The sequence below is a fragment of the Rhodococcus sp. HNM0563 genome, from assembly GCF_012726195.1.
In the GTDB taxonomy this organism is placed as follows: Bacteria; Actinomycetota; Actinomycetes; order Mycobacteriales; family Mycobacteriaceae; genus Rhodococcus.
In genome coordinates this window covers 464,140-489,799 of sequence record NZ_JAASAF010000005.1, presented here as the reverse complement: position 1 = coordinate 489,799, position 25,660 = coordinate 464,140, and the positions used below count along the sequence as shown (strand labels likewise).

Genomic DNA, 25,660 nt, shown 5'->3' with positions numbered 1-25,660 from the left:
TGCCGAAAGCCTTCGGAGGCGCGGGCCGAAAGTCTCTACACGCGCATCCGCATCTCAGAAAAGTGTGGGAGGACCGATCGTTTCACGCTCCCGGACGGGAGCAGGCAGGGCCGCGGTTCGAGGCGCCTTTCGTCCACTCCCGAGTCCGAACTGTTCGACAAGCGGATCGACTCGCGCTTCGAGCCAGCGCGTGTACTCCCTACCCACATAGGCGCCTCGACCGTAGAGCCGCCGATATCGCGGCAGCAGAGCGGGATGCTCCGAGCCCAGCCACGACAGGAACCATCCCCGCGTGGATCCCCGCAGATGCATCGGAATCACAGTCACTCCGGACGCACCCGCAGCTGCGAGGCCGGCGAACAGACCCTCGAGGTGCCGTCTCGAATCCGTGAGATACGGGATGACAGGAGCGACCATCACATGGCACGACATCCCAGCGTCTGTGATCGCACGGATGAGATCGAGCCTCGCCTTCGGAGACGGCGTCCCCGGTTCGATCTGTTGTTGCAATTCGAGGTCGCCGATCGCCAGGGAGACCGAGAGACGGACATCGACCTGGCGTGACGCCAGCGTGAGCAACGACAGGTCGCGTCGGAGGAGTGTGCCTTTCGTCAGGATCGAGAACGGAGTACCGGACTCCGCGAGGGCACCGATGACGCCCGGCATCAGCCGATACCGGCCTTCGGCACGCTGATACGGATCGGTGTTGGTGCCGAGCGCCACGTGCTGGCGTTTCCAGGACTTGCGCGCGAGTTCCCGACGAAGAACGGCCGCGACGTTGGTCTTGACCACGAGCTGAGCGTCGAAGTCGTGGCCGGCATCGAGGCCGAGATACTCGTGGGTCGGGCGCGCGAAGCAGTAGCGGCACGCGTGACTGCACCCCCGGAATGTGTTGACCGTGTACTCGAATGGTAGACGCGACGCCTCGGGCGTCTTGTTCAATGCGCTCTTGCACAACACCTCATGGAAGGTGATGCCATCGAATTCGGGGGTCTGCACGCGGCGCACAAGATCGGAGCGCCCGAGTCCGGGCAGCGCACCGTCGTCCACGTCCACCGCCTGCGTCGTCCACCGCATACACCACAGTCGAACACTAGTACGATACGATGTCAACAACCGCGTCGAATTGGTGTTCGATACACACTTTCACCCACCCGACAACTCGCTCCACATGGAGGCCCGGTCGCACTACCGGACACCTCGAGTTAAAGTGCTCCACACGTTGATATCGAGGGGGGTTCGATGAGCGGTTTGATTCCCGGTGCCGGAATCCGGGTGGTTCCCGATGGAGTACGACTGTACGGAAACACCAATCTTCATGCAGCAGAACAGGTTGCGCGGGCCGGATCGATGGATCTTGGAGCGAATGTCGCATCACTGAGTCCGGCAATGGGGTTGATCGGCGCCGACTTTCTCGCAGCGTTCGTCGCCGCACAGAGCGAACACACGCGCGCTGTGGGGCAACTGACACTCGCGTACGCATCCAACGGCATTGCGGCACATGAGGCTGCCGCCGCGTACGACGGCACCGACGCTGCCACCGCCGTCGCTCTCGCCCGCTCCGACCGGAGCCTCGCGTGAACGCTGTCGCGCCGATACCGGCGCCCGAGGTCTCACCCACCGTACTCGATGCCTTGCGCGCATCGCCGGTGGCGCCCGTGCTCGATATGCCGCTGCCACCGGCACCCGAACTGCCCACGTTCGCACCGCCGACGGCACCCGGGCCGGACACCATCAACGAACTGCTGCAATCGATTCCGATCCCCACACTGCCGGAGATCGACGAGCTGCTCCGCCCCATCGCCGAACTCGGAAACATGTTCGGCACCGGCATCTGCGGAGCCCTCGATCCCTCGGTCATCCTGGAACAGGGTGCAGGGCTGCTCGACGGTGCCGCCGCGCTCGGCCGATCGGCGCTGTCCGCCCTTCCCGAATCATGGGAGGGCACTGCAGCCGATACCACCGCCGAGCACTCGACCAGAGCACAGTTCGCGTCCTACGAACTGAGCGAGCGCGGCAACCTCATCGGTCAGGTGACCCGCGCGGCAACCGCTACCGTGGAGCGCGGAAACATCGAGTTGACCGGCATCGCACAGTCTTTCATTGCGTCCGCCGTCGCGACCGCGCCGGTGGCCATGACTCCGCCAGGTCAGGCTGCTCTTCTCGCATCGGCCGTCGAGCACGTCAGTTCTGCGCTTGCCGTCGTCGCACGGACCCGCGGAGAACTCACCGGGCACACAGTAGCGATGAATGCACTGACTCCGCCCATCCCGGTGCCTGCACCTGCCATGACATCGATGCCGCTCGATCCGAGTGGGTTCGCCACTTCGGCTTCAGGCGCGATACCGAAGATCGGTGAGATCTTCCCAAGCCCTGCCGGCGAGCCCGCCTCCACCCTGCCCACCTCGGCAGGAACGACGGGCGCAACCGCCACGCTCGCCACCTCGGTCACGTCCGGTGCCGGCGCGGCAGGTCTCGGAACAGGAAGCGCAGGTGCGGCATACAGCAGCGCCGCAGGCAGCTACGGCGCAGCAAGCTCCGGTGCGACGGCGATTCCGGCGGCCGGAGCACCTGTCGCAGCGGCCCCCACCTCCGCCGGCGCGGGTGCAGCCGGCAATGCAAGCACCGCCGCGCGCGGACCTGCCTTCGGTGGGGCCCCGCTGGGTGCAGCACACCGCGCCGAGGACACCGAACACCATCGCACTCGAGGGATTCTCGTCACCTCCGGGACCACCAGCGAGGTGGTCGGCGAACTGCCGTTCGTGACCCCCGCGGTGATCGGAGCCGTCGACGACCAGTGGTGATCCGTCCGGCAGGCATCACGAGGTGGCATCACTCGATGAGCGATGCCACCTCGTGGTCTGTCAGTGTCGTCTGAGGTACCCGTCCCGCGCCGCGTGCCAGTTCGACCGCGCGGTACAACGGGCGTTCACCGAGTCCGGCATCCCGCGCTTCGGCGCGTAATTGCTCGACGAGCACAGACGAGATCGCGGCCGCCGAAGCAAGTTCACTCGAGGCGAAGGCATCTGCCAACTTGCGTAGCGCGAAGATTTCGAGCTCACGGCCCCCGTCACCGCTGTACAAGGCGATCGGAATCATGATCAGGCTGTGCCTGCCGTCGTTGACGCGCACGATGACCTGCGACACCCGGCCCACACGCACCAGCAGTTCGATCCCCGCGAGGTGCTCGAGTTCGACCCTGCGTGATCGGAGCAGTCCGCTGGCTGTGATCACCGTTCCGTCGAGTCGGATGTGCCGTTTCGTGACTGCGATCGCACCGAGTGCCGGGACAAGGCCGACGACAGCGGCAACCAGGGCCGCGATCCACCACGATGCCACGAGCCACACGATCGCGCCCACGATCAGACCGACGAGAACAGCGAGCAGCGCAAGTCTCCGGGCGCGCGGAGCCAATAGCTGCGCGGGGATCAGGTCGAGTGCGATCGGCTTCGGCGCGTGCCGACCGTCAGGCGCGGTCAACTGCCTCACCCACGCGTGCGACGACGTCGGTGAGCGGCACTGTCTCCTGCTCACCGTTGCTGAGATCCTTGACGACGATCTCGCCGGCTTCGAGTTCCCGGTCGCCGAGGACCAGTGCGACGACGGCGCCGGACTTGTCGGCTGCCTTCATCGCGCCCTTGAGCCCTCGGCCGCCATAGGCCAGATCGACGCGGATTCCCGCGGCTCGCAGTCGGTGCGCCACCGGTACGAGCGCACCCTTGGCCGCATCCCCCATCGGAATGCCGTACACCTCGCACCGTGCGGAGGTGGCCGCGGTCTTGCCCTCTGCGGCGAGCGCGAGGATCGTGCGATCGACACCCAGCCCGAAACCGATGCCGGACAACGCCTGTCCACCGAGCTGCTCCATGAGTCCGTCGTATCGGCCTCCCCCACCGATGCCGGACTGAGCGCCGAGTCCGTCGTGTACGAACTCGAACGTGGTCTTGGTGTAGTAGTCGAGTCCGCGCACCATGCGGGGGTTGACGACGTACGGCACGCCGAGCGCGTCGAGATGTGCGCGCACCTCGTCGAAGTGGGCCTGCGCGCTCTCGGACAGATGGTCGAGCATCAACGGTGCACCAGCGGTCATCTCCCGAACCTCGGGTCGCTTGTCGTCGAGCACCCGTAGTGGGTTGATCTCCGCGCGACGACGCGTCTCCTCGTCGAGCGGAAGACCGAACAGGAATTCCTGCAATCGTTCCCGGTACTGCGGTCGGCAGGTGTCGTCGCCGAGAGAGGTGAGCTCGAGGCGGAAACCGTCGAGGCCGAGGGCCCGGAAGCCCGTATCCGCGATGGCGATGACTTCGGCGTCGAGCGCCGGGTCGTCGATACCGATCGCCTCGACCCCGACCTGTTGCAACTGTCGGTAGCGCCCGGCCTGGGGTCGTTCGTAACGGAAGAACGGGCCCGAATACGACAGCTTGACCGGAAGCTGCCCGCGATCGAGACCGTGCTCGATCACCGCGCGCATGACGCCTGCGGTGCCCTCCGGTCGCAGTGTGACCGATCGATCGCCGCGATCGGCGAAGGTGTACATCTCCTTGGTGACGACATCGGTCGACTCACCGACACCTCGCGCGAACAGCCCCGTGTCCTCGAAGATCGGCAGTTCGATGTGCCCGTATCCCGCCAGCCGCGCGGCTCGTGTCAATCCGTCGCGTACCGCCACGAACTCGGCGGACTGAGGGGGGACGTAATCGGGCACGCCCTTGGGAGCCGAGAACGTGGAGGCCTTGCTCACTGTCGCTGCTTTCTCTCGTCGGAAGATTCGATGCTTGCCGGGTCAGCGGGATCCGGTGAGACCGACCAGGAACGGGTTCGAGGTCCGTTCCTGCCCGATCGTGCTGGAGCCGCCGTGGCCGGGCAGAATCGCTGTGGTGTCGTCGAGCACCAGCAGCTTCGCGGCGATCGACGCGAGCAGTTGCTCATGGTTGCCGCCGGGCAGGTCGGAACGACCGATCGATCCCTGGAACAGCGTGTCGCCGGTCAGTGCGACGTCGAACTCGACACCGTCCGGGTTACTCGTGCGGGTGCGTAGGACGACCGAGCCCTGGGTGTGGCCGGGTGTGTGATCGACGACGAACGTCATGCCCGCATGCTCGATCTCGTCGCCGTCGGCGAGTTCGATCACCTCGTGCGGCTCGGTGAACGTGGTTCCTTCCAGCAGCGGAGCGAGGCTCGATCCCAATCCCACGCCTGGATCGCTGAGCATGTGGCGATCATCCGGGTGGATGTAGGTGGGGATCGAGAATCGATCGGCGATGGGCTGGGCAGACCAGACGTGGTCGAGGTGACCGTGCGTGAGGAGCACTGCGCGCGGCGTCATGTCGGAGCCGGTGAGGAACTCGATCAGAGGCTCCGCGGCGTCCTGGCCAGGGTCGACGACGACGCACTCCTTCGCGTTGTCCTGCGCAAGGATGTAGCAGTTCGTCTGGAACATCCCCGCGGGAAATCCGGTTACGAGCACGAGCATCGCTCCTACTGTGTGGGCATTCGTGGTCTCGTACAGCCTAAGCGCTGTGCCCTGACGCCCCGTTCTCAGGTTGGGGTGGCAAACTCGACTCGGCCTGAACGCGGGCACCAGTACATCGATCGGTTCACGGGAGGACAAACGCAGTGCCGAGCAATGCACAGCGGCGCCAGGCCGCGAAACGCAAACTCGAGCGTCAGCTCGAGCGCCGAGCGGAACGCGAACGTCAACGGCGTCGTCTGACAATCGGACTGTCGGCACTCGGCGTCGTCGTGGTGGTCGGCGCGGTCGCTGTCCTGTGGACCATGAACGGAGGTTCCGAGGACACGCCCCCCGAGACCGCAGCGACCGACACCTCCGAATCCGAGTACCCGGCACTGCCCGACGGCCGGGCCGAACCCCTCGCCGAAACCGTGAGCTGCGAGTATCCGGCCGATGGCCGCGAACCGTCGAAACCGGTAGAGCCTCCGCGCACCGAGGGGATCCTCACCTCCGGCGAGGCCAACACCGACATCAGCGTCAGTGTCGAGACATCGCAAGGCAACATCGGGCTGATCCTGCACAACGCCGATTCGCCGTGCACGGTCAACAGTTTCCTGTCGCTCGCGTCACAGAGCTACTTCGACGCGACCACGTGCCATCGGCTGACGACGTCCCCCAGCTTGCAGGTGCTGCAGTGCGGCGATCCGACGGGGTCCGGGTCCGGTGGACCCGGCTACCAATTCGCGAACGAGTTCCCGACCGATCAGTTCGCGGCCGACGACCCCGCATCCCAGGAACCGATGACATACAAGCGCGGCACCCTCGCGATGGCGAATGCCGGACCGGGGACCAACGGCAGCCAGTTCTTCTTGGTCTACGGCGATTCCGTCCTCCCGCCGCAGTACACGGTCTTCGGTGAAATCGACGAGACCGGGCTCGAGACACTCGACAAGATCGCGGCGAGCGGAGTTGTCGGTGGTGGCCAGGACGGCGCCCCGGCCCTGGAAACAACTCTCACGAGTGTGAGGATGGACTGATGATCCGATTGCGCACCACCGTTGCCGCCGGCGCAGGCCTGGCCCTGCTGCTGGCCGGCTGCGCCGACGACTCCGCGAGCGACACCACGACGACCACATCCATCAGTTCCGAGGCCGACCAGCCGCCCGCGTCGGGCGCACTGCCCGAGCGTCCCGCGGACGGCGACCCCGTCTCGTGCACCTATACACCGGACGGGCAAGCCGCCAAGGAGGTGACATCGCCATCCGACTCGGATGTGCCTGCTGCGGGCATCGCCGAGGTTTCGATGACCACGAGCGCGGGGCCCATCGGGTTGTTGCTGGACCGGGCCTCTGCACCATGCACGGTGAACAGTTTCGTTTCGCTCGCCGAGCAGGGCTACTTCGACGACACTCCCTGTCACCGGCTCGTGACGTCGCCCGGACTGCAGGTACTGCAGTGTGGTGACCCGACGGGCACCGGCACCGGTGGCCCGGGTTACGGATTCGACACCGAGTACCCGGAGAACTTCTACGCCAAGGGCGCACCGCAGCTACGTCAGCCGGTGGTGTACCCGCGCGGCACGATCGCCATGGCCAACACCGGACAGCCCGGCAGCAACGGCAGCCAGTTCTTCCTCGTCTACGAGGACTCGCAGCTGCCCCCGACGTACACCGTGTTCGGCACAGTCGACGAAGCAGGCCTCGCAGTCATCGAGGAGGTCGCTGCGGCAGGCGACGACGGTTCGATGTCGGCAGGCGGCGGCGCTCCGAATCGCCCCGTACAGATCGAATCGGTGAGCGTCTCGTCGTAGAGCACGGTTCCTGACAATCGGGGTATTCCTCGCCGCCTCGGCGAGGAACACCCCGTCTTCCATGTCGGCCGCCGACACATCCGTCTGCGGTTTACGGAAAATTGACAACACCTCTATCGAATCGTGATTCTGTCGGCTACGCTACCAACTCTGTGATCTCTCCTACATCGATCGGCTCGTCCGGATTGCGCGGTTTCGCCGCCGCAGGCGTGCTCCTCGGTGCAACACTGACAGCCGGCTGTTCCAGCGGTACAGCCGCAACACCTCCACCCGCCACCACAACCCAGGCTCCCAGTCACGCACTGACCAGCGAAGCCGTGTCCCGTTACCCCCGCCTCCCCGAGACCCCTCCGGTGGATTCCCCCACGGTCTCCTGCACGTACACGACGTCGGGATCGGCTGCCCGGAGCGCGACACTTCCCTCGACATCCGCATCGACGACCGGCTCAGCGGGCGTAACGTTCGAGACCTCCATCGGCCGCATCGATCTCGTCCTCGACAGAGGCCGTGCTCCCTGCACGGTCAACAGTTTCGTCAGCCTGGCCCGACAAGGCTTCTACAACGGCACGTCATGCCATCGACTGGCCGACGAAATCGGTCAGCAGTACTACCAGTGTGGCGATCCGACCGGGACCGGCACAGGTGGGCCGGGCTACACCTATCCGGACGAGTATCCAGTGCAGCAGTTGACGGCACAGACCGCGACGGGAAGGCCCCCGCAGATAGTCGCCTACCCGCGCGGGACGGTAGCCGTGGCGGACAGCGGCAGAGCCGACACGAACGGAAGTCAGTTCTTCCTGATCACCGGCGACACGCTGCTGCGCCCCGATTACACGGCCTTCGCACGCATCACCGACGAGTCACTGGCACTCCTTGATGCCGCGGCGGCGACCGGTCACGACGCCAGCTCGATTCTGGGCGGCGGCGTACCGAACACCCCTGTGACGATCACGTCGGTGGGGTGACCGCTCGATCCGTCCCCGGGAACTACACCTAGGCCGCCGAGGTCACGCGGTAGACGTCGTAAACGCCCTCGACATTGCGGACCACGTTCAGCACGTGCCCGAGATGCTTCGGATCACCCATTTCGAAGGTGAATCGGCTCACCGCGACCCGGTCGCCGGTGGTGGTGACGGATGCAGACAGAATGTTGACCTTCTCGTCGGCCAGCGCCTTCGTCACGTCGGAGAGCAACCGATGCCGGTCGAGTGCCTCGATCTGGATCGCGACGAGGAACACCGATGACGGCGACGGCGCCCACTCGACCTCGATGATCCGCTCGGATTGCTCACGCAGAGAACCCGCATTCGTGCAGTCCGTGCGGTGCACGCTCACCGAGCCGGTGCGCGTCACGAACCCCATGATCTCGTCGCCCGGGACCGGGGTACAGCACTTCGCGAGCTTCGACACGGTGCCCGGCGCGCCCGGGACGAGGATCCCGGAGTCGCCGCTCTGCCGCGAGCGGGTGGGGATCGTGGACGGTGTGGACCGTTCGGCGAGTTCTTCTTCGACGCCGCCGACACCGCCGAGCAAGGCGACGAGGCGTTGGACGGCGTGGTGAGCGGAGACATGATGCTCACCGACAGCTGTGTAGAGCGCCGACACATCGGCGTAGTGCAGTTCCTTGGCGACCGCCACCATCAGGTCGGCGTTCATCAACCGCTGCAACGGTAGCCCGACCCGGCGGACTTCCTTCGCGATCGCTTCCTTGCCCGCTTCGAGTGCTTCCTCCCGGCGTTCCTTCGCGAACCACTGCCGGATCTTCGCCTTCGCCCGGGGAGAGACAACGAACGCCTGCCAGTCGCGGCTCGGACCGGCATTCGGGTCCTTCGAGGTGAACACCTCGACGACCTCGCCGTTCTCGAGTTTGCGTTCGAGGGCTACGAGTCTTCCGTTGACCCGTGCCCCGATACATCGATGTCCGACTTCCGTATGCACCGCGTACGCGAAGTCCACGGGGGTCGAACCCGATGGCAACGTGATGACCTCGCCCTTGGGGGTGAACACGAAGATCTCTTTGACGGCGAGGTCGTAACGCAGAGATTCGAGGAACTCGCCGGGATCGGCGGCTTCACGTTGCCAGTCGAGCAGTTGACGCATCCACGCCATGTCGTCGACCTCGGCGACATCGCCCGAATGCCGGCCTTTCGTCTCCTTGTACCGCCAGTGCGCGGCAATCCCGAACTCGGCGGTGCGGTGCATGTCGCGCGTCCGGATCTGCACTTCGAGCGGCTTCCCTTCGGGACCGATGACCGTCGTGTGCAGCGACTGATACACGCCGTACCGCGGCTGCGCGATGTAGTCCTTGAACCGCCCCGCCATGGGCTGCCACAGGGAATGGACGACGCCGACAGCGGCGTAGCAGTCGCGGACCTCGTTGCACAGAATCCGCATACCCACCAGGTCGTGGATGTCGTCGAAGTCGCGGCCCTTGACGATCATCTTCTGATAGATCGACCAGTAGTGCTTGGGGCGGCCCTCGACGGTGGCATCGATCCGTGACGCAGCGAGCGAGGACCCGATCTCGTCGCGCACCTTGGCCAGATATGTGTCGCGGGACGGGGCGCGGTTCGCGACCAATCGCACGATCTCCTCGTACTTCTTCGGATGCAGGATCGCGAACGAGAGGTCCTCGAGTTCCCACTTGACGGTCGCCATCCCGAGTCGGTGCGCGAGCGGCGCGATGACCTCGAGCGTTTCCCGAGCCTTACGTGCCTGCTTCTCGGGCGGCAGGAATCGCATCGTGCGCATGTTGTGCAGTCGGTCGGCCACCTTGATCACCAGCACCCGGGGATCACGGGCCATGGCGATGATCATCTTTCGGATGGTCTCGGCCTCCGCGGCGTTGCCGAGCACGACCTTGTCGAGCTTGGTGACACCGTCGACGAGGTGCGCGACTTCCTCCCCGAACTCCGAGGTGAGCTGTTCGAGGCTGTAGCCGGTGTCTTCGACCGTGTCGTGCAGCAACGCGGCGATCAACGTCGTCGTATCCATGCCCAGTTCGGCGAGGATCGTCGCGACCGCCAGCGGGTGGGTGATGTACGGATCGCCGGATTTGCGCCGCTGGCTCGCGTGCCGTTCCTCCGCAACATCGTAGGCACGCTGCAATTGCGACAGGTCGGCCTTGGGATACAGCTCGCGATGGATCGTCACCAGCGGTTCGAGCACCGGCTTGACGGTGGTGCCGCGCTGACCGGTGATCCGGCGCGCGAGGCGAGCCCGCACACGCCGCGACGCCGAGCTCGACGCAGGTGTCGCTGCGGGTGCCGCACCAGCGCTCTGGGACTTGTCAAGATTCTGGGTCATCCCCGTTCCTCCCATCGCTGGCTCCGGAACACCGGCTTTCCGCCAACTGTAATCCTCAGAGACGCACCAGCGACGTCAGCGGGTAGCTTTCCAGGCGCGCACGTCCGCCGAGCGCCTCGAGTTCGGTCACCACGGTGACCCCGACGACGTCCGCCCCGACCCGCTCGAGCAGTTCCAGAGTGGCGCCGAGCGTCCCGCCGGTGGCGAGGACATCGTCCACCACGAGAACTCTGCGCCCACGCAACGACGGCGACTCGTCGGGAATCTCGATGGCGGCCGTACCGTACTCGAGCGTGTACTCACACGTCTGCACCGGTGGCGGCAGTTTGCCTGCTTTGCGCACGGCGAGCACGCCCACACCGAGTTCGCGCGCCATCCCACCGCCGAGCAGGAAACCGCGGGCATCGATCCCGGCAACGATCTCGGCGTCCGGTGCGGCCGAGGCCAGCGCCGCGACGACTGCCGCGTACGCCGGGCCGTGAGCGAACACCGGTGTGAGATCGGCAAAACGAACGCCGGGGCTTGGAAAATCGTCGACCCAGCGCGTGTGGGCCGTCACCGCAGCAGCGGCCTCTCGGAGCAGGTCGGGATCGGCAGTGCGTAGAACGTTCACCCGGTAAGTATCCACCGATCCATATTCCAACCCGCACCTGCTGCCGTCGGATTGCTGAGCGCGGCGTGCATGTTCGGGGCGAATCCGATGGTGCGCGGCTGCAGGAACAGCGGCAGTGTGGGCATCTCGTCCCACAGGATCCGCTCGCCCTCCTCCACGAGCCCCAGCACCGTCGCATTGTCCCCGGCCACGAGGAGACCGTCGAGGATCTCGTCGATACGCCCGTTGGCGTAGCCGCCGATGTTGCTTCCCGCACGTGAATGCAGTGCGCCACGTGCACCTTCCATGTCGGCCCGGCCGCCTGCCCCCGACACCCCGGCGGTCCCGGCGAGCACCGCGTCGATCTCACCCGCACCGAGCTGCGACGGGACGAACGCCTCGGCCCCCGCGTCGACGACGTCGATGCCTGCATCACGGCACGACTGCGCGATCAGTTCGACAGTGCGCGCGCGACGCATGTCCGGTGCCGTGTATCCGATCCGCACCTGGATCCGCTCCTGCCCCGAACGGTCACGCTCAGAACGCGCCGCGTCGAGATCCACCGTGCCGAACCGGTCGGACGGCCCCAATACGAGTGGATACAGTGGCGAATCCGTCGGGAGCAATCTCGACCCGACGAGACCCGATCGTTCGTCGTCGGTCGCAGCACCGAGTTCGTCGAACAGTTGCTGCCGCGGCACGCACGACGCCAGTGCTCGGCGAGCTGCGGGATTCTCGAAGACCCCATTCGTCGCGAAGACGAGTTGTTCGAGGTTGCGCGAGGCCGAGGTAGTCGACTCCACCGTCTCCCCGAGCGCCGAGATGTGCCCGAGCGCTCCGTCGGCACTGTCGACGACCTGGACCCGTCCGTCCTCGGCTGCGGCCTGCGCGGCGGTCCCTCGGGGCCACACGACGATCCGGTCGGTGCCGGGCGGATTACCCCACCACCGGTCGTTCGCTACGAGGACGAGCCCCTCGTCTTCGGTGTATGACTCGATCCGATACGGCCCGGACGACGGCAACAGAGCCGGATCCAGAGCTCCCGGTGTCAAAGCCCACCCGGTGTTCCAGAATTCGGCGATCGGCCGGACCGCCTCGACGTCACCGCCGGTCAGGACACCCACCAGGTCGGTGACCCCGGAAGCCCGCGCTACGACGTGGGAAGGCATCAGCTCGGTGGCACCGAACAGCGACTTCCAGTCGGCGTCTCCACGGTCCGGACGGAACACCACGGTCGCGTCCTTGGAACCAGGTGCGCAGTCGATGCGCTCGATGTCGGCGTAGCCGCCGCGGAGCGCCGCATCGAACAGATCGGTCTCGGTACCCGACTCGTCCGGCGCGGTGAAACGCCCGCTGGCGGCAGCCCAGGTGAGCACAAGGTCGTCGCATGACATCGGCACACCGTCGGAGTAGACGCTGCCGGGCGAGAGCCGGTACTGGACGGTGAGCTGGTCGCCCGGGATCACCGTTGCCGTACCGATGTCGGTGTCGGCGACGACGCGGCCGGCCGGGCCCACGTACCCGAAACCGGGCAGGACCCTGGCCAGCGCCTGCCGGGCTCCGGAGGCAGCCCCGTCCACCGTATTCGCGTTGTACGAGGTCACTGTGTTGTCGATCATGTATCCGATCGACGGCAGCGGCTCGTCTTCCGTGCTGCACGCCACGGTGGTCACGGCGGCCGCGGTAAGTGCCGCGCCGACCGCAACCAACCTCCGGAGGAGTCGGCTGCGTCGCTGGTGGGGTCGCTGGTGGGGTCGCTCGTTGCTTTCGCTCGCAGCCATATCAGGACCTTCTCTTGGCACGCTTTCCGGTCGGGCGGGCACCTGGTTGCGGAGTCCGCTGTGGAGGCGCCGGGCGCTGCGAAGCGAAGCTCACGGTCGGCGCGGCCGAGGCATCGTCGCCCGCGTGCGCGAGGTCACCGCCCGCGGGTGCGAGGTCACCGGCACGGCTCTGCGCACGCGCCGCTGCCTCTTCCCGCTTCGCGAGGACCTTGCGGGTGTGCTTCGCGATCGGGCCACGCCATTCCTTGAGCGTAACTAGTAGCGGACTCGCGAAGAACACCGACGAGTACGCACCGACCACGATTCCCACCAGCTGCACGAGCGCGAGGTCCTTGAGGGTTCCCACACCGAGCATCCACACGGCGATCACCATCAGTGCGATCACCGGCAGCACCGAGATGATCGTGGTGTTGATCGACCGCATCAGAGTCTGGTTGACCGCCAGGTTGGTCTGTTCCGCGTAGGTCCGGCGGTGCAGATGCATGAGCCCGCGCGTGTTCTCCTCGACCTTGTCGAATACGACCACCGTGTCGTACAGCGAGAACCCGAGGATCGTCAGCAGACCGATGACGGTCGCGGGTGTCACCTCGAACCCGATCAGGGAGTAGACGCCTGCGGTGACGATGATGTCGAAGAACATCGCGGCGATGGCCGCGATCGCCATGTCCCGCTCGTACCGAACCCCGATGTAGACGCTCACGATCACCAGGAACACGAGCAGTGCGATCAGCGCCTTCTGCGTGATCTGTCCGCCCCAGGTCTCGCTGACGTCCGCGACGCTGATGGCGTTGCGCGACGGCTCTCCGTCGGCACCCAGCGGCTGGAATTCGTCGTACAGCGCGGTCTGCACCGCCTCGACCTGCCCCAGGTCGAGAGCCTCCGACCGGATCTGGAAGGTTGCTCCCGCTCCCGCACCGACGGTCTGCACCGATTCCGGCTCGGATCCGAGCGTGTCGCTGAACACCGTTTCGACGTCGGAGGTGGTCGCGCCTGCCACCGCGGGCATCTGAATCCGGGTACCACCCTCGAAATCGATACCCCAGGTGAAACCGCGCACGAGCATGCTCAGCAGAGCGACCGCCACGATCGCGGCGGTGATGATGTAGTAGCGCTTGCGCTGTCCGATGATCTCGAAGGCTCCTGTGCCGGTGTACAGACCGGAGAGCCTTCCCTTCCGCGAGCCGGTCGATGCCGTCGTCGTCGTGTCGGTCATCGTCACGCCTCCTTCGCCGAAGCCGCAGCGAGCTGACGCTCACGCGCCACCTCTTGAATCGCGCCGAGACCGTTCATGCTCGGCTTGGACCACGTCTTCGACTTGGACGCGAGGTGGACGAGTGGCCAGGTCACAAGGAAGACCACCACGACGTCGAGGATCGTGGTCAGACCCAGGGTGAATGCGAAGCCACGAACCTGGCCGACTGCCAGGACATACAACACGGCGGCAGCGATGAAACTGACTGCGTTACCCGAGAGGATGGTGCGGCGGGCGCGAGCCCAACCACGCGGTACCGCCGACCGGAAGCTGCGGCCCTCCCGGATCTCGTCCTTGATTCGTTCGAAGAACACGACGAACGAGTCGGCAGTCATGCCGATTCCGATGATGAGGCCTGCGATACCCGCCAGGTCGAGGGTGTACCCGATGTAGCGGCCGAGCAGCACCATGATCGCGTAGACGGCCAGGCCGGCGAGCACCAGCGACAACGCGGTGAGCAGACCCAGCGCCCGGTAGTACACGAGGCAGAAGATCAGAACCAGAACCAGACCGACCGCACCGGCGATCAGACCCGCTTCGAGAGAAGCGAAGCCCAGCGTCGCGGACACCGTCTGGGCTTCGGAGGCTACGAACGACAACGGGAGCGAGCCGTACTTGAGGGTGTTCGCCAACTCGGCGGCCTGGGTGTTGGTGAACTGGCCCGTGATCGAGGTGGCGCTACCCGCAGGTGTCGCGCCCTGGATGACGGGTGCACTCACGACCTTCGAATCGAGCACGAATGCAGCCTGCGAACCGATGTTCGCGGCGGTGTACTGCGCCCAGGTGGTGCTGCCTTCGTCATCGAATGTCAGGCTCACCTCGTAACGCGACTGCTGGCTGTTGAAACCCGACGTCGCGTCGTCGATCTGCTGCCCATCGATGATGCTCGGTCCGAGCAGGTAGATCGCCGTGCCGTCGGTCGAACATGCCACGAGCGGGAGCGCCGGATCATCGTTGCCTGCCAACGGATCGGTGGCCGAGCAGTCGAGGGCGAGCGCGGCTTCCTGCTGCACCATCGGGTCTTCGCTCTGCCTGGTCGCCTTCGCTGCGGCGATGTCGGCTGCGGCCTGCTCCTGCTGGGTCAGCGGCTCGGAGTCCTGCGGTGCCGGGGCAGGTTGCTCCGGTGCGGGAGCAGAGTCGTCCCCGGGCTCGGCCGGAGCATCGGTTTCGGCGGGAGTATCGGTGGGGTCCTGCGCTGGGAACGGTCGGCCCTGCGGTTCCGGAGCATCGTTCGGTGTCTGCTCCGCAGACTCCGGCTGAACCGGTGCTGCCGGGTCAGTGCCTTCCGGTGCGGTGGGATCGGCGCCCTGCGGCGCGGCGGGATCGGCGCCCTGCGGCGCGGCGGGATCGGCGCCCTGCGGCGCTGCGGGATCCACTCCGTCCGCCGGCGCCTGCTCGGTGAGCTGGTCCGCCGTCATGGAACTGTCGATCGGACCACCGATGACCGGCCGGATGTACAGACGGGCGGTCTGGCCCAGCGTCTTGGCCTGCGCACTGTCGTCGCCGGGAACCGTGATCACCAGGTTGTCGCCGTCGACGACGACCTCGGAACCCGACACGCCGAGACCGTTGACACGGGTCTCGATGATCTGCTGGGCCTGCGAGAGACTCTCCTGGCTCGGGTTGCTCCCATCGGGGGTGCGTGCCGTCAGCGTCACTCGCGTGCCGCCTTGCAGATCGATGCCGAGTTTCGGGGTCGGCGACTTGTCCCCGGTGAAGAAGACCAGTGCATACAACGCGACGAGAATCACCCCGAACAGGGCAAGTGCGCGCGCGGGATGCACCGATCCATTGGAAGGTGCCACGGTCTGTCAGTCTCCTCGATACGAGTGAGTGGGTCGGTGAAGCGGCCGCGCAGGGCGTGACGGATCGACACCGGCTACCGCGGTGTCGACCACGTGGGACGCGTCGGCGGGTCGAGACGGCTGAGCGTACGCCTCAGTGCTCGGTCGGACCCGCCTCGGGTGATGTGGTGTCGGCGTCCTTGCGGAGCGAAATCGAGTCGAGGTCATCGGCCACGGCCGGCTCCTCGATCCGCTCACGGATGACCAAGCGCGACCACACTGTGACGACGCCCGGGGCCACCTCGAGACCGACGGTGTCGTCGTGCAGGTCCACCACGGTGGCGTGCAGACCCGCTGTAGTGACGACTCGGTCGCCGACAGTCAAGGAGTCTTGAAGGGCGGTAACCTTCTGCATCTCCTTCTTCTGGCGCCGCACACCCAGGAACGTGGGCACGAGCAGTGCGAGAATCAGGAGCGGGAAGAGCAATTCCATCGTTGAAGTCAGTCCTCGGGTTCGTAACCGGTGTAGCCATGGCGTCCGCCACAGCAACGCTCTGTCGGCCTCCACGGACCGACGCAATAGACCAGTGTGCCACTACCTCGAACGGGAAGGTATGTCCTGCCGTCCGGTGTGCGGCGATGAGACGCCTTCACTCCTCGGCATACGAATCGACGTGCGGTTCGCGGGCACGCACCTCGATCCCGCCGGCGGCAGCGTCCGGAGGGGGTGTCAGGCCAAGCTGCAACCACGCGGCCTGCGTCGCGACACGTCCCCGTGGAGTGCGTGCCACCATGCCGGCACGTACGAGGAACGGTTCGCAGACCTCCTCGACCGTGGCAGGTTCCTCGCCTACTGCAACCGCAAGCGTCGACACACCCACCGGTCCGCCTCCGAAGCTGCGCACGAGCGCACCGAGCACGGCACGGTCGAGGCGATCGAGCCCGATCGGGTCCACGTCGTACACCTCGAGAGCGGCCTGTGCGATCTCGCGTGTGACGATGCCGTCGGCGCGAACATCGGCGTAGTCGCGGACACGTCGTAGCAGGCGGTTCGCGATGCGCGGGGTGCCACGGGAACGACCGGCGATCTCCGCGCTGGCATCTTCGTGCAGGTCGATACCGAGTATGCGGGCCGAGCGCTGCAGGATCCGCTGGAGTTCGGGCGGGTCGTAGAAGTCCATGTGAGCGGTGAAGCCGAAACGGTCGCGCAGCGGGCCGGTGAGGGCGCCGGAACGCGTGGTCGCGCCGACCAGGGTGAACGGGGCGACCTCGAGGGGGATCGATGTCGCGCCGGGGCCCTTGCCGACGACGACATCCACCCGGAAGTCCTCCATCGCGAGATAGAGCATCTCCTCGGCAGGGCGGGCGATACGGTGGATCTCATCGATGAAGAGAACATCGCCTTCGACCAGGTTCGACAACATCGCGGCAAGGTCGCCTGCGCGTTCGAGTGCCGGGCCTGATGTCAGCCGGAGCGAGGATCCCAGCTCGCCTGCGATGATCATCGCCATCGAGGTCTTCCCCAGCCCGGGTGGGCCGGACAGGAGGATGTGGTCGGGCGTGCCGCCGCGCATCTTGGCACCGCGTAGCACCAGTTGCAGCTGCTCCCGGACCCGGGGTTGACCGATGAAATCGTCGAGACTCTTCGGCCGGAGGCTCGCTTCGATATCGCCGTCGGACGAGGTGTATTCGGCTGTCACCGGCGATTCCTCGCCGAACTCGTCGGCGAACGGAGCGGGTGTGTCGTCGGTCATCGTGCCTTACCCAACGCCGACAGCGCGGCACGCAATGCGGTGGAGGTGTCGGCGGCGGGATTCGCCGTCAGCACAGCGTCGGTCGACTGTTCCGCCTGCTTGAGTGGAAAGCCCAGGCCGACGAGGGCCTCGACGACCTGCTCTCTGATCGGCGTGGATATCGCCGACGAGGTGGGCGCGTTCTCGTCGACGCCGTACGCGGCGACTTTGTCGCGTAGTTCGACGATCATGCGCTCGGCGCCGCGCTTGCCGATACCGGGCACCCGGGTCAGTGCCGCGGTGTTCCCGTCGGCGAGGGCAGCGCGCAGCGCTGCAGGTTCGAGGACGGCCAGGGTCGCCATCGCGAGGCGGGGGCCCACACCCGACACCGTCTGCAGTAGTCCGAAGAGATCCCGCGCCTCCGAATCGGCGAATCCGTAGAGGGTCATGGAATCCTCGCGGACGATCATCGCTGTCACGAGTCGCGTCTCCTCGCCACGACGCAACGTCGCGAGGGTGGCCGGTGTGGCGTTGACGCGGTACCCGATCCCACCGCATTCGATGACGACGTGGTCGAGGCCGATCTCGAGGACCTCTCCGCGTACCGAGGCGATCACCGTGTCCCTGCCTTCCGGGCCGCGACCTGTTCGCGTAACCGTTGTTCGTACCGTCGCTTCTGTTCTTCCGCCGCAGCTTCTGCTGCCGCCATCCGCGCCAGCATCGGCGCCCGCCAACAGTGACAGATGGCCAAGGCCAATGCGTCGGCGGCGTCGGCCGGTTTCGGCGGGGTATCGAGCCCGAGGATACGGGTGACCATCGCGGTCATCTGCTTCTTGTCGGCACTGCCGTTCCCGGTGACCGCGGATTTGACCTGGCTAGGAGTGTGGAACATGACCGGGATACCCCGTCGGGCGGCCGACAGGGCGACCACGCCCCCTGCCTGCGCGGTTCCCATCGCGGTGCGGACGTTGTTCTGGGAGAAGACCCGCTCGACGGCGACAACGTCCGGCTTGTAACGGTCGAGCCAGTCTTCGGCGGCATCGGAGATCTGCAACAGCCGCTCGGCAAGATCGAGATCCGGGGGCGTGCGGATCACGTCGACAGCAACGGGCACGACGACCCGGCCTCGGCCGGTGTCGACCATCCCGAATCCGCATCGTGTCAGGCCGGGGTCGACACCCATCACACGCAACCGCCACACCCTTCCCGCGCTACGAACAGTTGTTCGAGAGCCTAGCGGAACACCACGGCCGCGGCCTCGAGGACACGCACCGGCCGTGTCGTCGGCTCAGGCCCGTGTGCACATCCGACCTGTCGTGGCGCCCGCCCCGGGGGCCGACGCCACGGCGGTCGATCAGGCGTCGAGTTCGGCGAGGACTTCGTCGGGGATGTCGACGTTCGAGTAGACGTCCTGCACATCGTCGCAATCCTCGAGCGCATCGATCAGCTTCATGACCTTCCGCGCGCCCTCCGCATCGACAGGCACCTCGACCGACGCACGGAAGTCGGGATCCGCTGCGTCATAGTCGATTCCCGCATCGATGAGCGCGGTGCGAACTGCAACGAGGTCCGTCGGTTCGGAGACGATCTCGAAGGACTCGCCGAGGTCGTTGATCTCTTCGGCGCCGGCGTCGAGGACGATCTCGAGAAGGTCGTCCTCCGTCCGGCCGTTCTTCTCGAGCGTGACGACACCCTTGCGGGTGAACAGGTATGCGACGGAGCCCGGATCGGCCATATTGCCGCCGTTACGAGTCATTGCGGTGCGGACCTCGCCCGCAGCACGATTACGATTGTCGGTCAGGCACTCGATGAGCAACGCGACACCGTTGGGGCCGTACCCCTCGTAGGTGATGGTCTGCCAGTCGGCGCCGCCGGCTTCCTCGCCGCCACCGCGCTTACGCGCCCGTTCGATGTTGTCGTTCGGAACCGAACTCTTCTTCGCCTTCTGAATGGCGTCGAACAGGGTCGGATTCCCGCCGGGGTCCCCACCACCGGTACGAGCTGCCACCTCGATGTTCTTGATGAGTTTCGCGAACATCTTGCCGCGCTTGGCGTCGATGGCCGCCTTCTTGTGCTTGGTGGTGGCCCATTTGGAGTGGCCGCTCATTCGCTTCGAGCCCCTTCCGGCGATGTGAAGTCGGTGAAACCGACAGTTCGGAGAGTCGAGTCTACCTACCGGCCCGCGACGTGCGAGCGCACCGCCTCGACGAAGAGCCGATGGACCCGCAGATCACCGGTCACCTCGGGATGGAACGACGTCGCGAACACCGCGTCCCGCCGCACCGCCACGACCCGCCCCGCGGCCGGGCCGTGGGGAACCCGCGCGAGGACATCGACCCCGGCACCGACCCGCTCCACCCATGGTGCGCGAATGAACACGGCCCGCACCGGTCCATCGTCGATGCCGACCATGTCGATATCGGTCTCGAACGAATCCACCTGGCGACCGAAGGCATTCCGCCGCACGGCAATGTCGAGCACGTCGAGATGCTCGGCATCGGAACGGGTGTCGAGTACCTCGGTGGCGAGCAGAATCATCCCGGCGCACGAGCCGTACGCAGGTATCCCGTCCTTCAGACGCGTACGGAGCGGTTCGAGCAGGTCGAAGACTCGGAGGAGCCTACTCATGGTCGTCGATTCGCCACCGGGAATCACGATCCCGTCGACCGCATCGAGTTCTCGTTCACGGCGTAGCGCGACGGTGCGCGCACCTGCCGCCTCGAGCGCTGCTCGATGCTCCCGCACATCGCCTTGGAGTGCGAGCACTCCGATCGTCGGGGTGGTGTGCAGCAGCGAAGTTGCCACGGCCGACCGCCTTCCTCTCATATCATCGGCGGCCGCCGCTCCACACGGTCCGAGCAGATCAGGACTCACGCAGACAGCGCGTAAGCCCTTCCTGCACGACGGCGGCGACCATGTTTCCTTCACTGTCGTAGATCCGGCCCTGGGTCAACGCACGGCCGAACCCCGCCGACGGGGACGTCTGGTCGTAGAGCAACCAGTCGTCGGCCCGGAACGGACGCAGGAACCACATGGCGTGATCGAGCGACGCGTCCTGGGTGGCTACGTCGGGATGAATCACATGAGCGGAACCGAGCAAGGTCATATCGCTCATGTAGGCGAGTGTGCACACGTGGAAGACCGGGTCGTCCGGAAGTGCGGCACGCGAACGGAACCACACCCGCTGGTGCGCAGCCACGCCCCGGTCCGCGACCATGTGCTCCGGGGGCACGAATCGGAAATCCCAGTTCGACCACTCACGCAACGCCCACGCAAACTCCTCACGGCCCTGTTCGACGAGGGTCTTCGCGTCGGGGAGCTCTTCCGGTCGGGGCACCGTAGGCATCTCGTCCTGATGCTCGAGGCCACGATCGTCGACGTGGAAGGACGCCGACATCGTGAAGATCGCACGTCCGTCCTGGACGGCGGTGACCCGGCGCGTGCAGAACGAGCGCCCGTCCCGGATCCGGTCGACCTGGTACACGATGCCCTTCGTGGGATCTCCCGGACGGAGAAAATAGCCGTGCAGGGAATGGACCTGGAACTCCGGAACCACGGTGCGGACCGCCGATACCAGCGCCTGCCCCGCCACCTGGCCGCCGAACGTCCGAGGCAGCAACGTCTCCGTCGCAATACCGCGGAAGATGTTCTCTTCGATTCGTTCGAGCTCGAGGATGTCTTCGATCTTCGCCATGCGGGACCTTTCCGTTTGTACTCGGAAGTAGGTTATCCGCCGGGCCCCGGTGACAAGGCAGGGATGGCTACCAACCGCGCTCGGCGAGCCGATGCGGCACCGGAATGTCGTCGACGTTGATGCCGACCATGGCTTCGCCCAGCCCACGAGACACCTTCGCGAGCACGTCGGGATCGTCATAGAAGGTGGTGGCCTTGACGATTGCTGCGGCGCGCTGCTCGGGGTTGCCGGATTTGAAGATCCCGGAGCCGACGAACACGCCTTCTGCGCCGAGTTGCATCATCATCGCAGCATCCGCAGGCGTGGCGATTCCCCCGGCCGTGAACAACGTCACCGGAAGTTTGCCTGCCTTCGCAACCTCGACGACGAGGTCGTACGGGGCCTGCAGTTCTTTCGCTGCAACGTAGAGCTCGTCTTCGGGTAGCGAGCTCAGCCGCCGGAGTTGCTGACGGATCTGCCGCATGTGGGTAGTGGCGTTGGAGACATCGCCGGTGCCCGCCTCCCCCTTGGAACGGATCATCGCGGCGCCCTCGTTGATACGGCGCAACGCTTCCCCGAGGTTGGTGGCACCACACACGAAAGGCACGGTGAACGCGAACTTGTCGATGTGGTTCTCGTAGTCGGCGGGGGTGAGGACCTCGGATTCGTCGATGTAGTCGACTCCGAGCGCCTGCAATACCTGTGCCTCGACGAAGTGTCCGATCCGAGCCTTCGCCATGACAGGAATCGACACGGCCTCGATGATGCCGTCGATCATGTCGGGGTCACTCATCCGCGAGACCCCTCCCTGTGCGCGGATGTCCGCGGGCACGCGTTCGAGTGCCATTACCGCGACCGCACCTGCGTCCTCTGCGATCTTCGCTTGGTCCGGCGTCACCACATCCATGATCACACCGCCCTTGAGCATTTCGGCCATGCCTCGCTTGACGCGGGCGGTCCCGGTGGGGGCGGTGGTGTCCGGGGTACTCACAGCTGAACTCCTCAGAAGATCTCGACACAGCAGAACGGGATGCAGCGATCCGACACGACGGCACAGCGCGGAAGGGTCGGCGCGCCGACGCAGATAGCGACCCGCCGAGCCTATGACCGCATGGCGGGTGTTCCCCATAGCCAGTCGCGATGCGCTGGCCTTATCGGTCGCCGGCCGGGTCAGCGGATGGCGCGCAGCGGAGTGTTCGATGCGGTGTGCGTTCGGCTGCCTGCAAGACGCCTTGCCTCATCGAGGAGTTCCGGCAGGTCCTGCGGATACAGCGGTTCTCCGGCAGCGACCAGTTCGCGGAGTCCGTCGTTGTCGAACCACCTGAACTCGAGGTCCATGCGACGTTCGAGTTCGGTGAACCCCTCGGAACCCGGTTCGAATCCGGGTGTCTGGAGGACGAAGAACAGTTCTTCGGAATGCAGGACCTCACCGTTGAACGGGAAGACGGCCACTCGCCGCCATACCGGACCGACAAGCTGTTCGGGGGCGACGCCGTGTCCGGTCTCCTCGGCGAGTTCCCGGACGGCCGCGACACGCAGATCCTCGCCCGGTTCCACGGCACCGCCGACGGTGAACCAGAAGCACACCTCCGGACGTGCCGGATCATGACCGCGAAGCAGCAGCACGCGCCCGCTGTCGTCGAACAACACGACCCGCGCCGATGTGCGAGCCCGATCCGGCGTCCGTGACTGCGAGGGAACAACCCCCGTCTTCTCGACGTCGCCGGTTCTCTCGACGGCACCGGCGTTGTCGACTTCGCGTTCGGCGATCTCGAAATAGGTCGGCAGCGGGGCGGTGCCGCCGAGATGAAGCCACCGCACTGGGCGACGGGTGCGTAACGCGAGTGTGTCGCGCACAGCATCGTTGTGGAACCTTCTGGCGATGAGCACGCGGGCTTCCGAGTCGGCGAGTTCGGCGACCAGCTGCGGGCGCAGACGCTCCGCATCGAGACCGGCCAGCGCAACGGACAGTTCGTTCTCGGCGGCCTCCCGATGCGCACGGTCGGCACGTTCCGCTCGGTCGGCGAGCGCCGACAATCGGCGGCCCTCCGCCGCGGACGTGGATGCTGCGATGCTGCGCACCACCACGGCGCGACGGGCAAGGGCTGCATCGAGCGCCTGCCACGAGAGGTCCGACCGCACGTGCAACCGATCGAGGCGATTCGCGGTCGCGTATGCCCACAGGCCGAGCAACAGGACGACGGCTGCGATCAGCGACAGTACGAGGATCGTCAGAGCGCTGAGAGTCACGACCGCACCTCCCGCACGGGGCCGGCGCCGACGGTGACCGTCTCGTACACCCGCAGGATCTGGTCGGCCACCACCGGCCAATCGTAGGTCTCCACGACCTCGGATCCGGCGTCGACCAACGCGGCGCGGCGGTCGTCGTCGTCGAGAACCTCCAGGATGCCGTCGGCGAGCGCCTTCGAGTCACCGATGGGGACGAGCACCCCTGCTCGCCCGTCGCGCAGCACCCGCCTGAACGCATCGAGTTCGGAGGCGACGACGGCCGTACCCGATGCCATCGCCTCGACGAGGACGATCCCGAAACTTTCCCCGCCGAGATTCGGTGCGCAGTACACGTCGGCGCTGCGCATGGCGGAGGCCTTCTCGTCGTCGTCGACCTGTCCGAGAAACCGGAGGTGGCCTGCGTGCGGTCCCGCGTCCTTGCGAAGTCGGTCCTCGTCACCGCGACCCACGACCAGGATCTCGATGTTCGGATATCGCGCCACCAGTGCGGGCAACGCACCGACGAGCACATCCATGCCCTTTCGGGATTCGTCGAAGCGGCCCAGGAACAGCACCGTCCGGCCGGCCCTCGGATATCCGGGAAGCGGCGGAGAGTGCCGGAAGAATGGCACGTCGACTCCGTTGGGGACCTCTACTGCATCGGCTCCGAGCGAGGTGACCTGCCAGCGGCGAGCAAGTTCGGAAACGGCGATCCGACCACTGATCTTCTCGAGGAACGGTTGAAGGACCCCCTGGAAAGTGCTCAGCACGAGCGACTTCGTCGTCGACGTGTGGAACGTCGCGACGATCGGCCCCTCGGCAATTTTCAATGCCAGCATCGACAGGCTCGGGGCGTTCGGTTCGTGGATGTGGAGGACGTCGAAGTTGTTGTCGTTGATCCAGCGGCGCACTCGCGCGTAGGAAACGGGGCCGAAGCTCAGCCGGGCCACCGAGCCGTTGTACGGAATCGCGACCGCTCTACCTGCAGAGACGACGAAGTCGGGTAGCGCTGTGGTCTCGGAGGCGGGCGCGAGCACGCTCACCTCGTGGCCGCGGGCGATGAGAACCTCGGCGAGATCCACGACGTGGGCCTGGACACCACCCGGTACATCGAACGAGTACGGACAGACCATTCCGATCCTCACTCACTCCTCCATTCGGGCGCGTCGTGAGTCGGACAGGTCGTCCATCCACAGTGGTTGCAGCATGTGCCAGTCTGCAGGGTGCTCCGCGATATCGGCAGCGAATCGGTCGGCGAGTTGCTGCGTGGCGCTGCCGATGCCGCCGCTGACGTCGATCTCCGGATGGACCCGGAATCCCCATCCGTCGTCGGTGAACCAGCAGTGCACGGGAAGTAGGGGTGCGTTGGTCTCGATCGCCAATTTCGCCGGTCCGGCAGGCATACGCGTGGATTCTCCCATGAACGTCACGGGCACGCCCTTGCGCGCAAGATCGCGTTCTCCCAGCAGGCAGACGACCTTGTTGTCGCGCAGACGCGCCGACAACTCGACGAACGGGGGGCTCTCACCACCCGAAAGAGGGAACACCTCGAACCCGAGGCCCTCTCGGTACTCGACGAAGCGACGGAACAACGACTCGGGGCGTAGACGCTCGGCCACCGTGGACAACCCGCCGTATGTGCGGACACACCACACGCCGGCCATATCCCAGTTGCCGCTGTGCGGCAGCGCCAGAACCACGCCGCGACCGGCAGCCAACGCCGCCTCTATGTGTTCGCGGCCTTCGACCGCGGAATCGATCGACGCCGCGGTGGCGTCGAGATCCATCGACGGAAGGCGGAAGGACTCGCGCCAGTATCGTGCATACGACCGGGTCGAAGCCCTGATCAGATCATCCGGGACCTGTTCGGGGGGGACCCCGAGAACGCGGGAAAGATTGCGGCGCAGTTGCTTCGGTCCGCCGTTCCGACGAGCAGCGAAGTCGGCTCCCGTATCGAACAGCCGCGTCGCGACGCGTTCCGGCAAGAGTCGAACCAGCCGCCATCCCGCCGCGTATCCGAGGTCCGAGAGACGCTCGGCCGCCTTCAT

At 66.1% G+C, this 25,660-nt stretch carries 25 protein-coding genes; 5 read left to right on the top strand and 20 right to left on the bottom strand.

Annotated features, from left to right (window positions below):
* Nucleotides 1–54: 54 nt before the first annotated feature.
* On the bottom strand, nt 55–1,077 hold the full coding sequence (locus HCA61_RS14575) for an Rv2578c family radical SAM protein (protein WP_169688866.1): 1,023 nt from the start codon (nt 1,075–1,077) through the stop codon (nt 55–57).
* A 165-nt stretch (nt 1,078–1,242) separates the two neighbouring features.
* Between HCA61_RS14575 and HCA61_RS14570 the strand changes: the two genes are divergently transcribed.
* Both HCA61_RS14570 and HCA61_RS14565 read left to right on the top strand, forming a co-directional pair.
* A complete protein-coding gene (locus HCA61_RS14570; protein ID WP_169688865.1) occupies nt 1,243–1,581 on the top strand; it encodes a type VII secretion target in 339 nt (112 codons plus the stop codon).
* Entirely contained in the window at nt 1,578–2,804 is a 1,227-nt protein-coding gene (locus tag HCA61_RS14565) for a hypothetical protein (RefSeq protein ID WP_247274194.1), read from the top strand. The genes HCA61_RS14570 and HCA61_RS14565 overlap by 4 nt, the downstream gene beginning before the upstream one ends.
* Before the next feature lie 28 nt (nt 2,805–2,832).
* On the opposite strand, the gene HCA61_RS14560 is transcribed toward HCA61_RS14565, so the two are convergent.
* Genes HCA61_RS14560 through HCA61_RS14550 form a run of 3 tightly spaced genes read right to left on the bottom strand, consistent with a single transcriptional unit; the run spans nt 2,833 to nt 5,467 of the window.
* On the bottom strand, nt 2,833–3,480 hold the full coding sequence (locus tag HCA61_RS14560; protein ID WP_206040034.1) for a hypothetical protein: 648 nt from the start codon (nt 3,478–3,480) through the stop codon (nt 2,833–2,835).
* Nucleotides 3,467–4,741 carry a histidine--tRNA ligase gene (hisS, locus tag HCA61_RS14555; RefSeq protein ID WP_169688864.1) on the bottom strand — a complete coding sequence of 425 codons (1,275 nt, stop codon included), beginning with the start codon at nt 4,739–4,741 and terminating at the stop codon, nt 3,467–3,469. Before hisS ends, HCA61_RS14560 begins: the two co-directional genes overlap by 14 nt.
* 42 nt (nt 4,742–4,783) lie before the next feature.
* Nucleotides 4,784–5,467 carry an MBL fold metallo-hydrolase gene (locus HCA61_RS14550; protein WP_247274210.1) on the bottom strand — a complete coding sequence of 228 codons (684 nt, stop codon included), beginning with the start codon at nt 5,465–5,467 and terminating at the stop codon, nt 4,784–4,786.
* Between the two features lie 149 nt (nt 5,468–5,616).
* On the opposite strand from HCA61_RS14550, the gene HCA61_RS14545 reads away from it, so the two are divergent.
* From HCA61_RS14545 to HCA61_RS14535, 3 genes are all read left to right on the top strand, one after another.
* A complete protein-coding gene (locus HCA61_RS14545; protein ID WP_169688862.1) occupies nt 5,617–6,489 on the top strand; it encodes a peptidylprolyl isomerase in 873 nt (290 codons plus the stop codon).
* On the top strand, nt 6,489–7,262 hold the full coding sequence (locus tag HCA61_RS14540; protein ID WP_169688861.1) for a peptidylprolyl isomerase: 774 nt from the start codon (nt 6,489–6,491) through the stop codon (nt 7,260–7,262). The genes HCA61_RS14545 and HCA61_RS14540 overlap by 1 nt, the downstream gene beginning before the upstream one ends.
* Nucleotides 7,263–7,414: 152 nt before the next feature.
* The gene (locus HCA61_RS14535) at nt 7,415–8,227 is read left to right on the top strand and encodes a peptidylprolyl isomerase (protein ID WP_247274192.1); all 813 of its coding nucleotides are present in this window, start codon (nt 7,415–7,417) and stop codon (nt 8,225–8,227) included.
* Between the two features lie 28 nt (nt 8,228–8,255).
* Here the strand turns inward: HCA61_RS14535 and HCA61_RS14530 are convergent, their stop codons facing one another.
* The 16 genes from HCA61_RS14530 to HCA61_RS14455 all read right to left on the bottom strand — a co-directional run bounded on the left by HCA61_RS14530 (nt 8,256) and on the right by HCA61_RS14455 (nt 25,660).
* On the bottom strand, nt 8,256–10,568 hold the full coding sequence (locus tag HCA61_RS14530) for a RelA/SpoT family protein (RefSeq protein WP_169688860.1): 2,313 nt from the start codon (nt 10,566–10,568) through the stop codon (nt 8,256–8,258).
* Between the two features lie 55 nt (nt 10,569–10,623).
* Nucleotides 10,624–11,151 carry an adenine phosphoribosyltransferase gene (locus HCA61_RS14525; RefSeq protein WP_169688935.1) on the bottom strand — a complete coding sequence of 176 codons (528 nt, stop codon included), beginning with the start codon at nt 11,149–11,151 and terminating at the stop codon, nt 10,624–10,626.
* 26 nt (nt 11,152–11,177) lie between these two features.
* A complete protein-coding gene (locus HCA61_RS14520; protein ID WP_169688859.1) occupies nt 11,178–12,941 on the bottom strand; it encodes an ABC transporter substrate-binding protein in 1,764 nt (587 codons plus the stop codon).
* A gap of 1 nt (nt 12,942) precedes the next feature.
* A complete protein-coding gene (secF, locus tag HCA61_RS14515) occupies nt 12,943–14,154 on the bottom strand; it encodes a protein translocase subunit SecF (protein WP_169688858.1) in 1,212 nt (403 codons plus the stop codon).
* A gap of 2 nt (nt 14,155–14,156) precedes the next feature.
* Nucleotides 14,157–15,998, bottom strand: coding sequence for a protein translocase subunit SecD (secD, locus tag HCA61_RS14510; protein ID WP_169688857.1), 1,842 nt, complete (start codon nt 15,996–15,998; stop codon nt 14,157–14,159).
* Between the two features lie 133 nt (nt 15,999–16,131).
* Nucleotides 16,132–16,470 (bottom strand): preprotein translocase subunit YajC, encoded by a 339-nt coding sequence (yajC, locus tag HCA61_RS14505; RefSeq protein WP_169688856.1) that lies wholly within the window; start codon nt 16,468–16,470, stop codon nt 16,132–16,134.
* 157 nt (nt 16,471–16,627) lie between these two features.
* Entirely contained in the window at nt 16,628–17,731 is a 1,104-nt protein-coding gene (gene ruvB / locus HCA61_RS14500) for a Holliday junction branch migration DNA helicase RuvB (RefSeq protein ID WP_169688855.1), read from the bottom strand.
* On the bottom strand, nt 17,728–18,327 hold the full coding sequence (gene ruvA, locus HCA61_RS14495; protein WP_169688854.1) for a Holliday junction branch migration protein RuvA: 600 nt from the start codon (nt 18,325–18,327) through the stop codon (nt 17,728–17,730). Before ruvA ends, ruvB begins: the two co-directional genes overlap by 4 nt.
* Nucleotides 18,324–18,902 carry a crossover junction endodeoxyribonuclease RuvC gene (ruvC, locus tag HCA61_RS14490; protein ID WP_169688934.1) on the bottom strand — a complete coding sequence of 193 codons (579 nt, stop codon included), beginning with the start codon at nt 18,900–18,902 and terminating at the stop codon, nt 18,324–18,326. Before ruvC ends, ruvA begins: the two co-directional genes overlap by 4 nt.
* Nucleotides 18,903–19,064: 162 nt before the next feature.
* A complete protein-coding gene (locus HCA61_RS14485; RefSeq protein WP_169688853.1) occupies nt 19,065–19,817 on the bottom strand; it encodes a YebC/PmpR family DNA-binding transcriptional regulator in 753 nt (250 codons plus the stop codon).
* 65 nt (nt 19,818–19,882) lie between these two features.
* Nucleotides 19,883–20,500: a pyridoxal 5'-phosphate synthase glutaminase subunit PdxT gene (gene pdxT / locus HCA61_RS14480; protein ID WP_240959548.1), complete on the bottom strand. Its 618-nt coding sequence runs from the start codon at nt 20,498–20,500 to the stop codon at nt 19,883–19,885.
* A gap of 73 nt (nt 20,501–20,573) precedes the next feature.
* Nucleotides 20,574–21,404, bottom strand: a complete 831-nt coding sequence (locus HCA61_RS14475) for an acyl-CoA thioesterase II (RefSeq protein WP_169688851.1) — start codon at nt 21,402–21,404, stop codon at nt 20,574–20,576.
* Nucleotides 21,405–21,471: 67 nt separating this feature from the next.
* The gene (gene pdxS / locus HCA61_RS14470) at nt 21,472–22,374 is read right to left on the bottom strand and encodes a pyridoxal 5'-phosphate synthase lyase subunit PdxS (RefSeq protein WP_169688850.1); all 903 of its coding nucleotides are present in this window, start codon (nt 22,372–22,374) and stop codon (nt 21,472–21,474) included.
* A gap of 179 nt (nt 22,375–22,553) precedes the next feature.
* Nucleotides 22,554–23,633 carry an NUDIX domain-containing protein gene (locus HCA61_RS14465; RefSeq protein WP_169688849.1) on the bottom strand — a complete coding sequence of 360 codons (1,080 nt, stop codon included), beginning with the start codon at nt 23,631–23,633 and terminating at the stop codon, nt 22,554–22,556.
* The gene (locus HCA61_RS14460; RefSeq protein WP_169688848.1) at nt 23,630–24,757 is read right to left on the bottom strand and encodes a glycosyltransferase family 4 protein; all 1,128 of its coding nucleotides are present in this window, start codon (nt 24,755–24,757) and stop codon (nt 23,630–23,632) included. The genes HCA61_RS14465 and HCA61_RS14460 overlap by 4 nt, the downstream gene beginning before the upstream one ends.
* Nucleotides 24,758–25,660 carry a phosphatidylinositol mannoside acyltransferase gene (locus HCA61_RS14455; protein ID WP_169688847.1) on the bottom strand — a complete coding sequence of 301 codons (903 nt, stop codon included), beginning with the start codon at nt 25,658–25,660 and terminating at the stop codon, nt 24,758–24,760.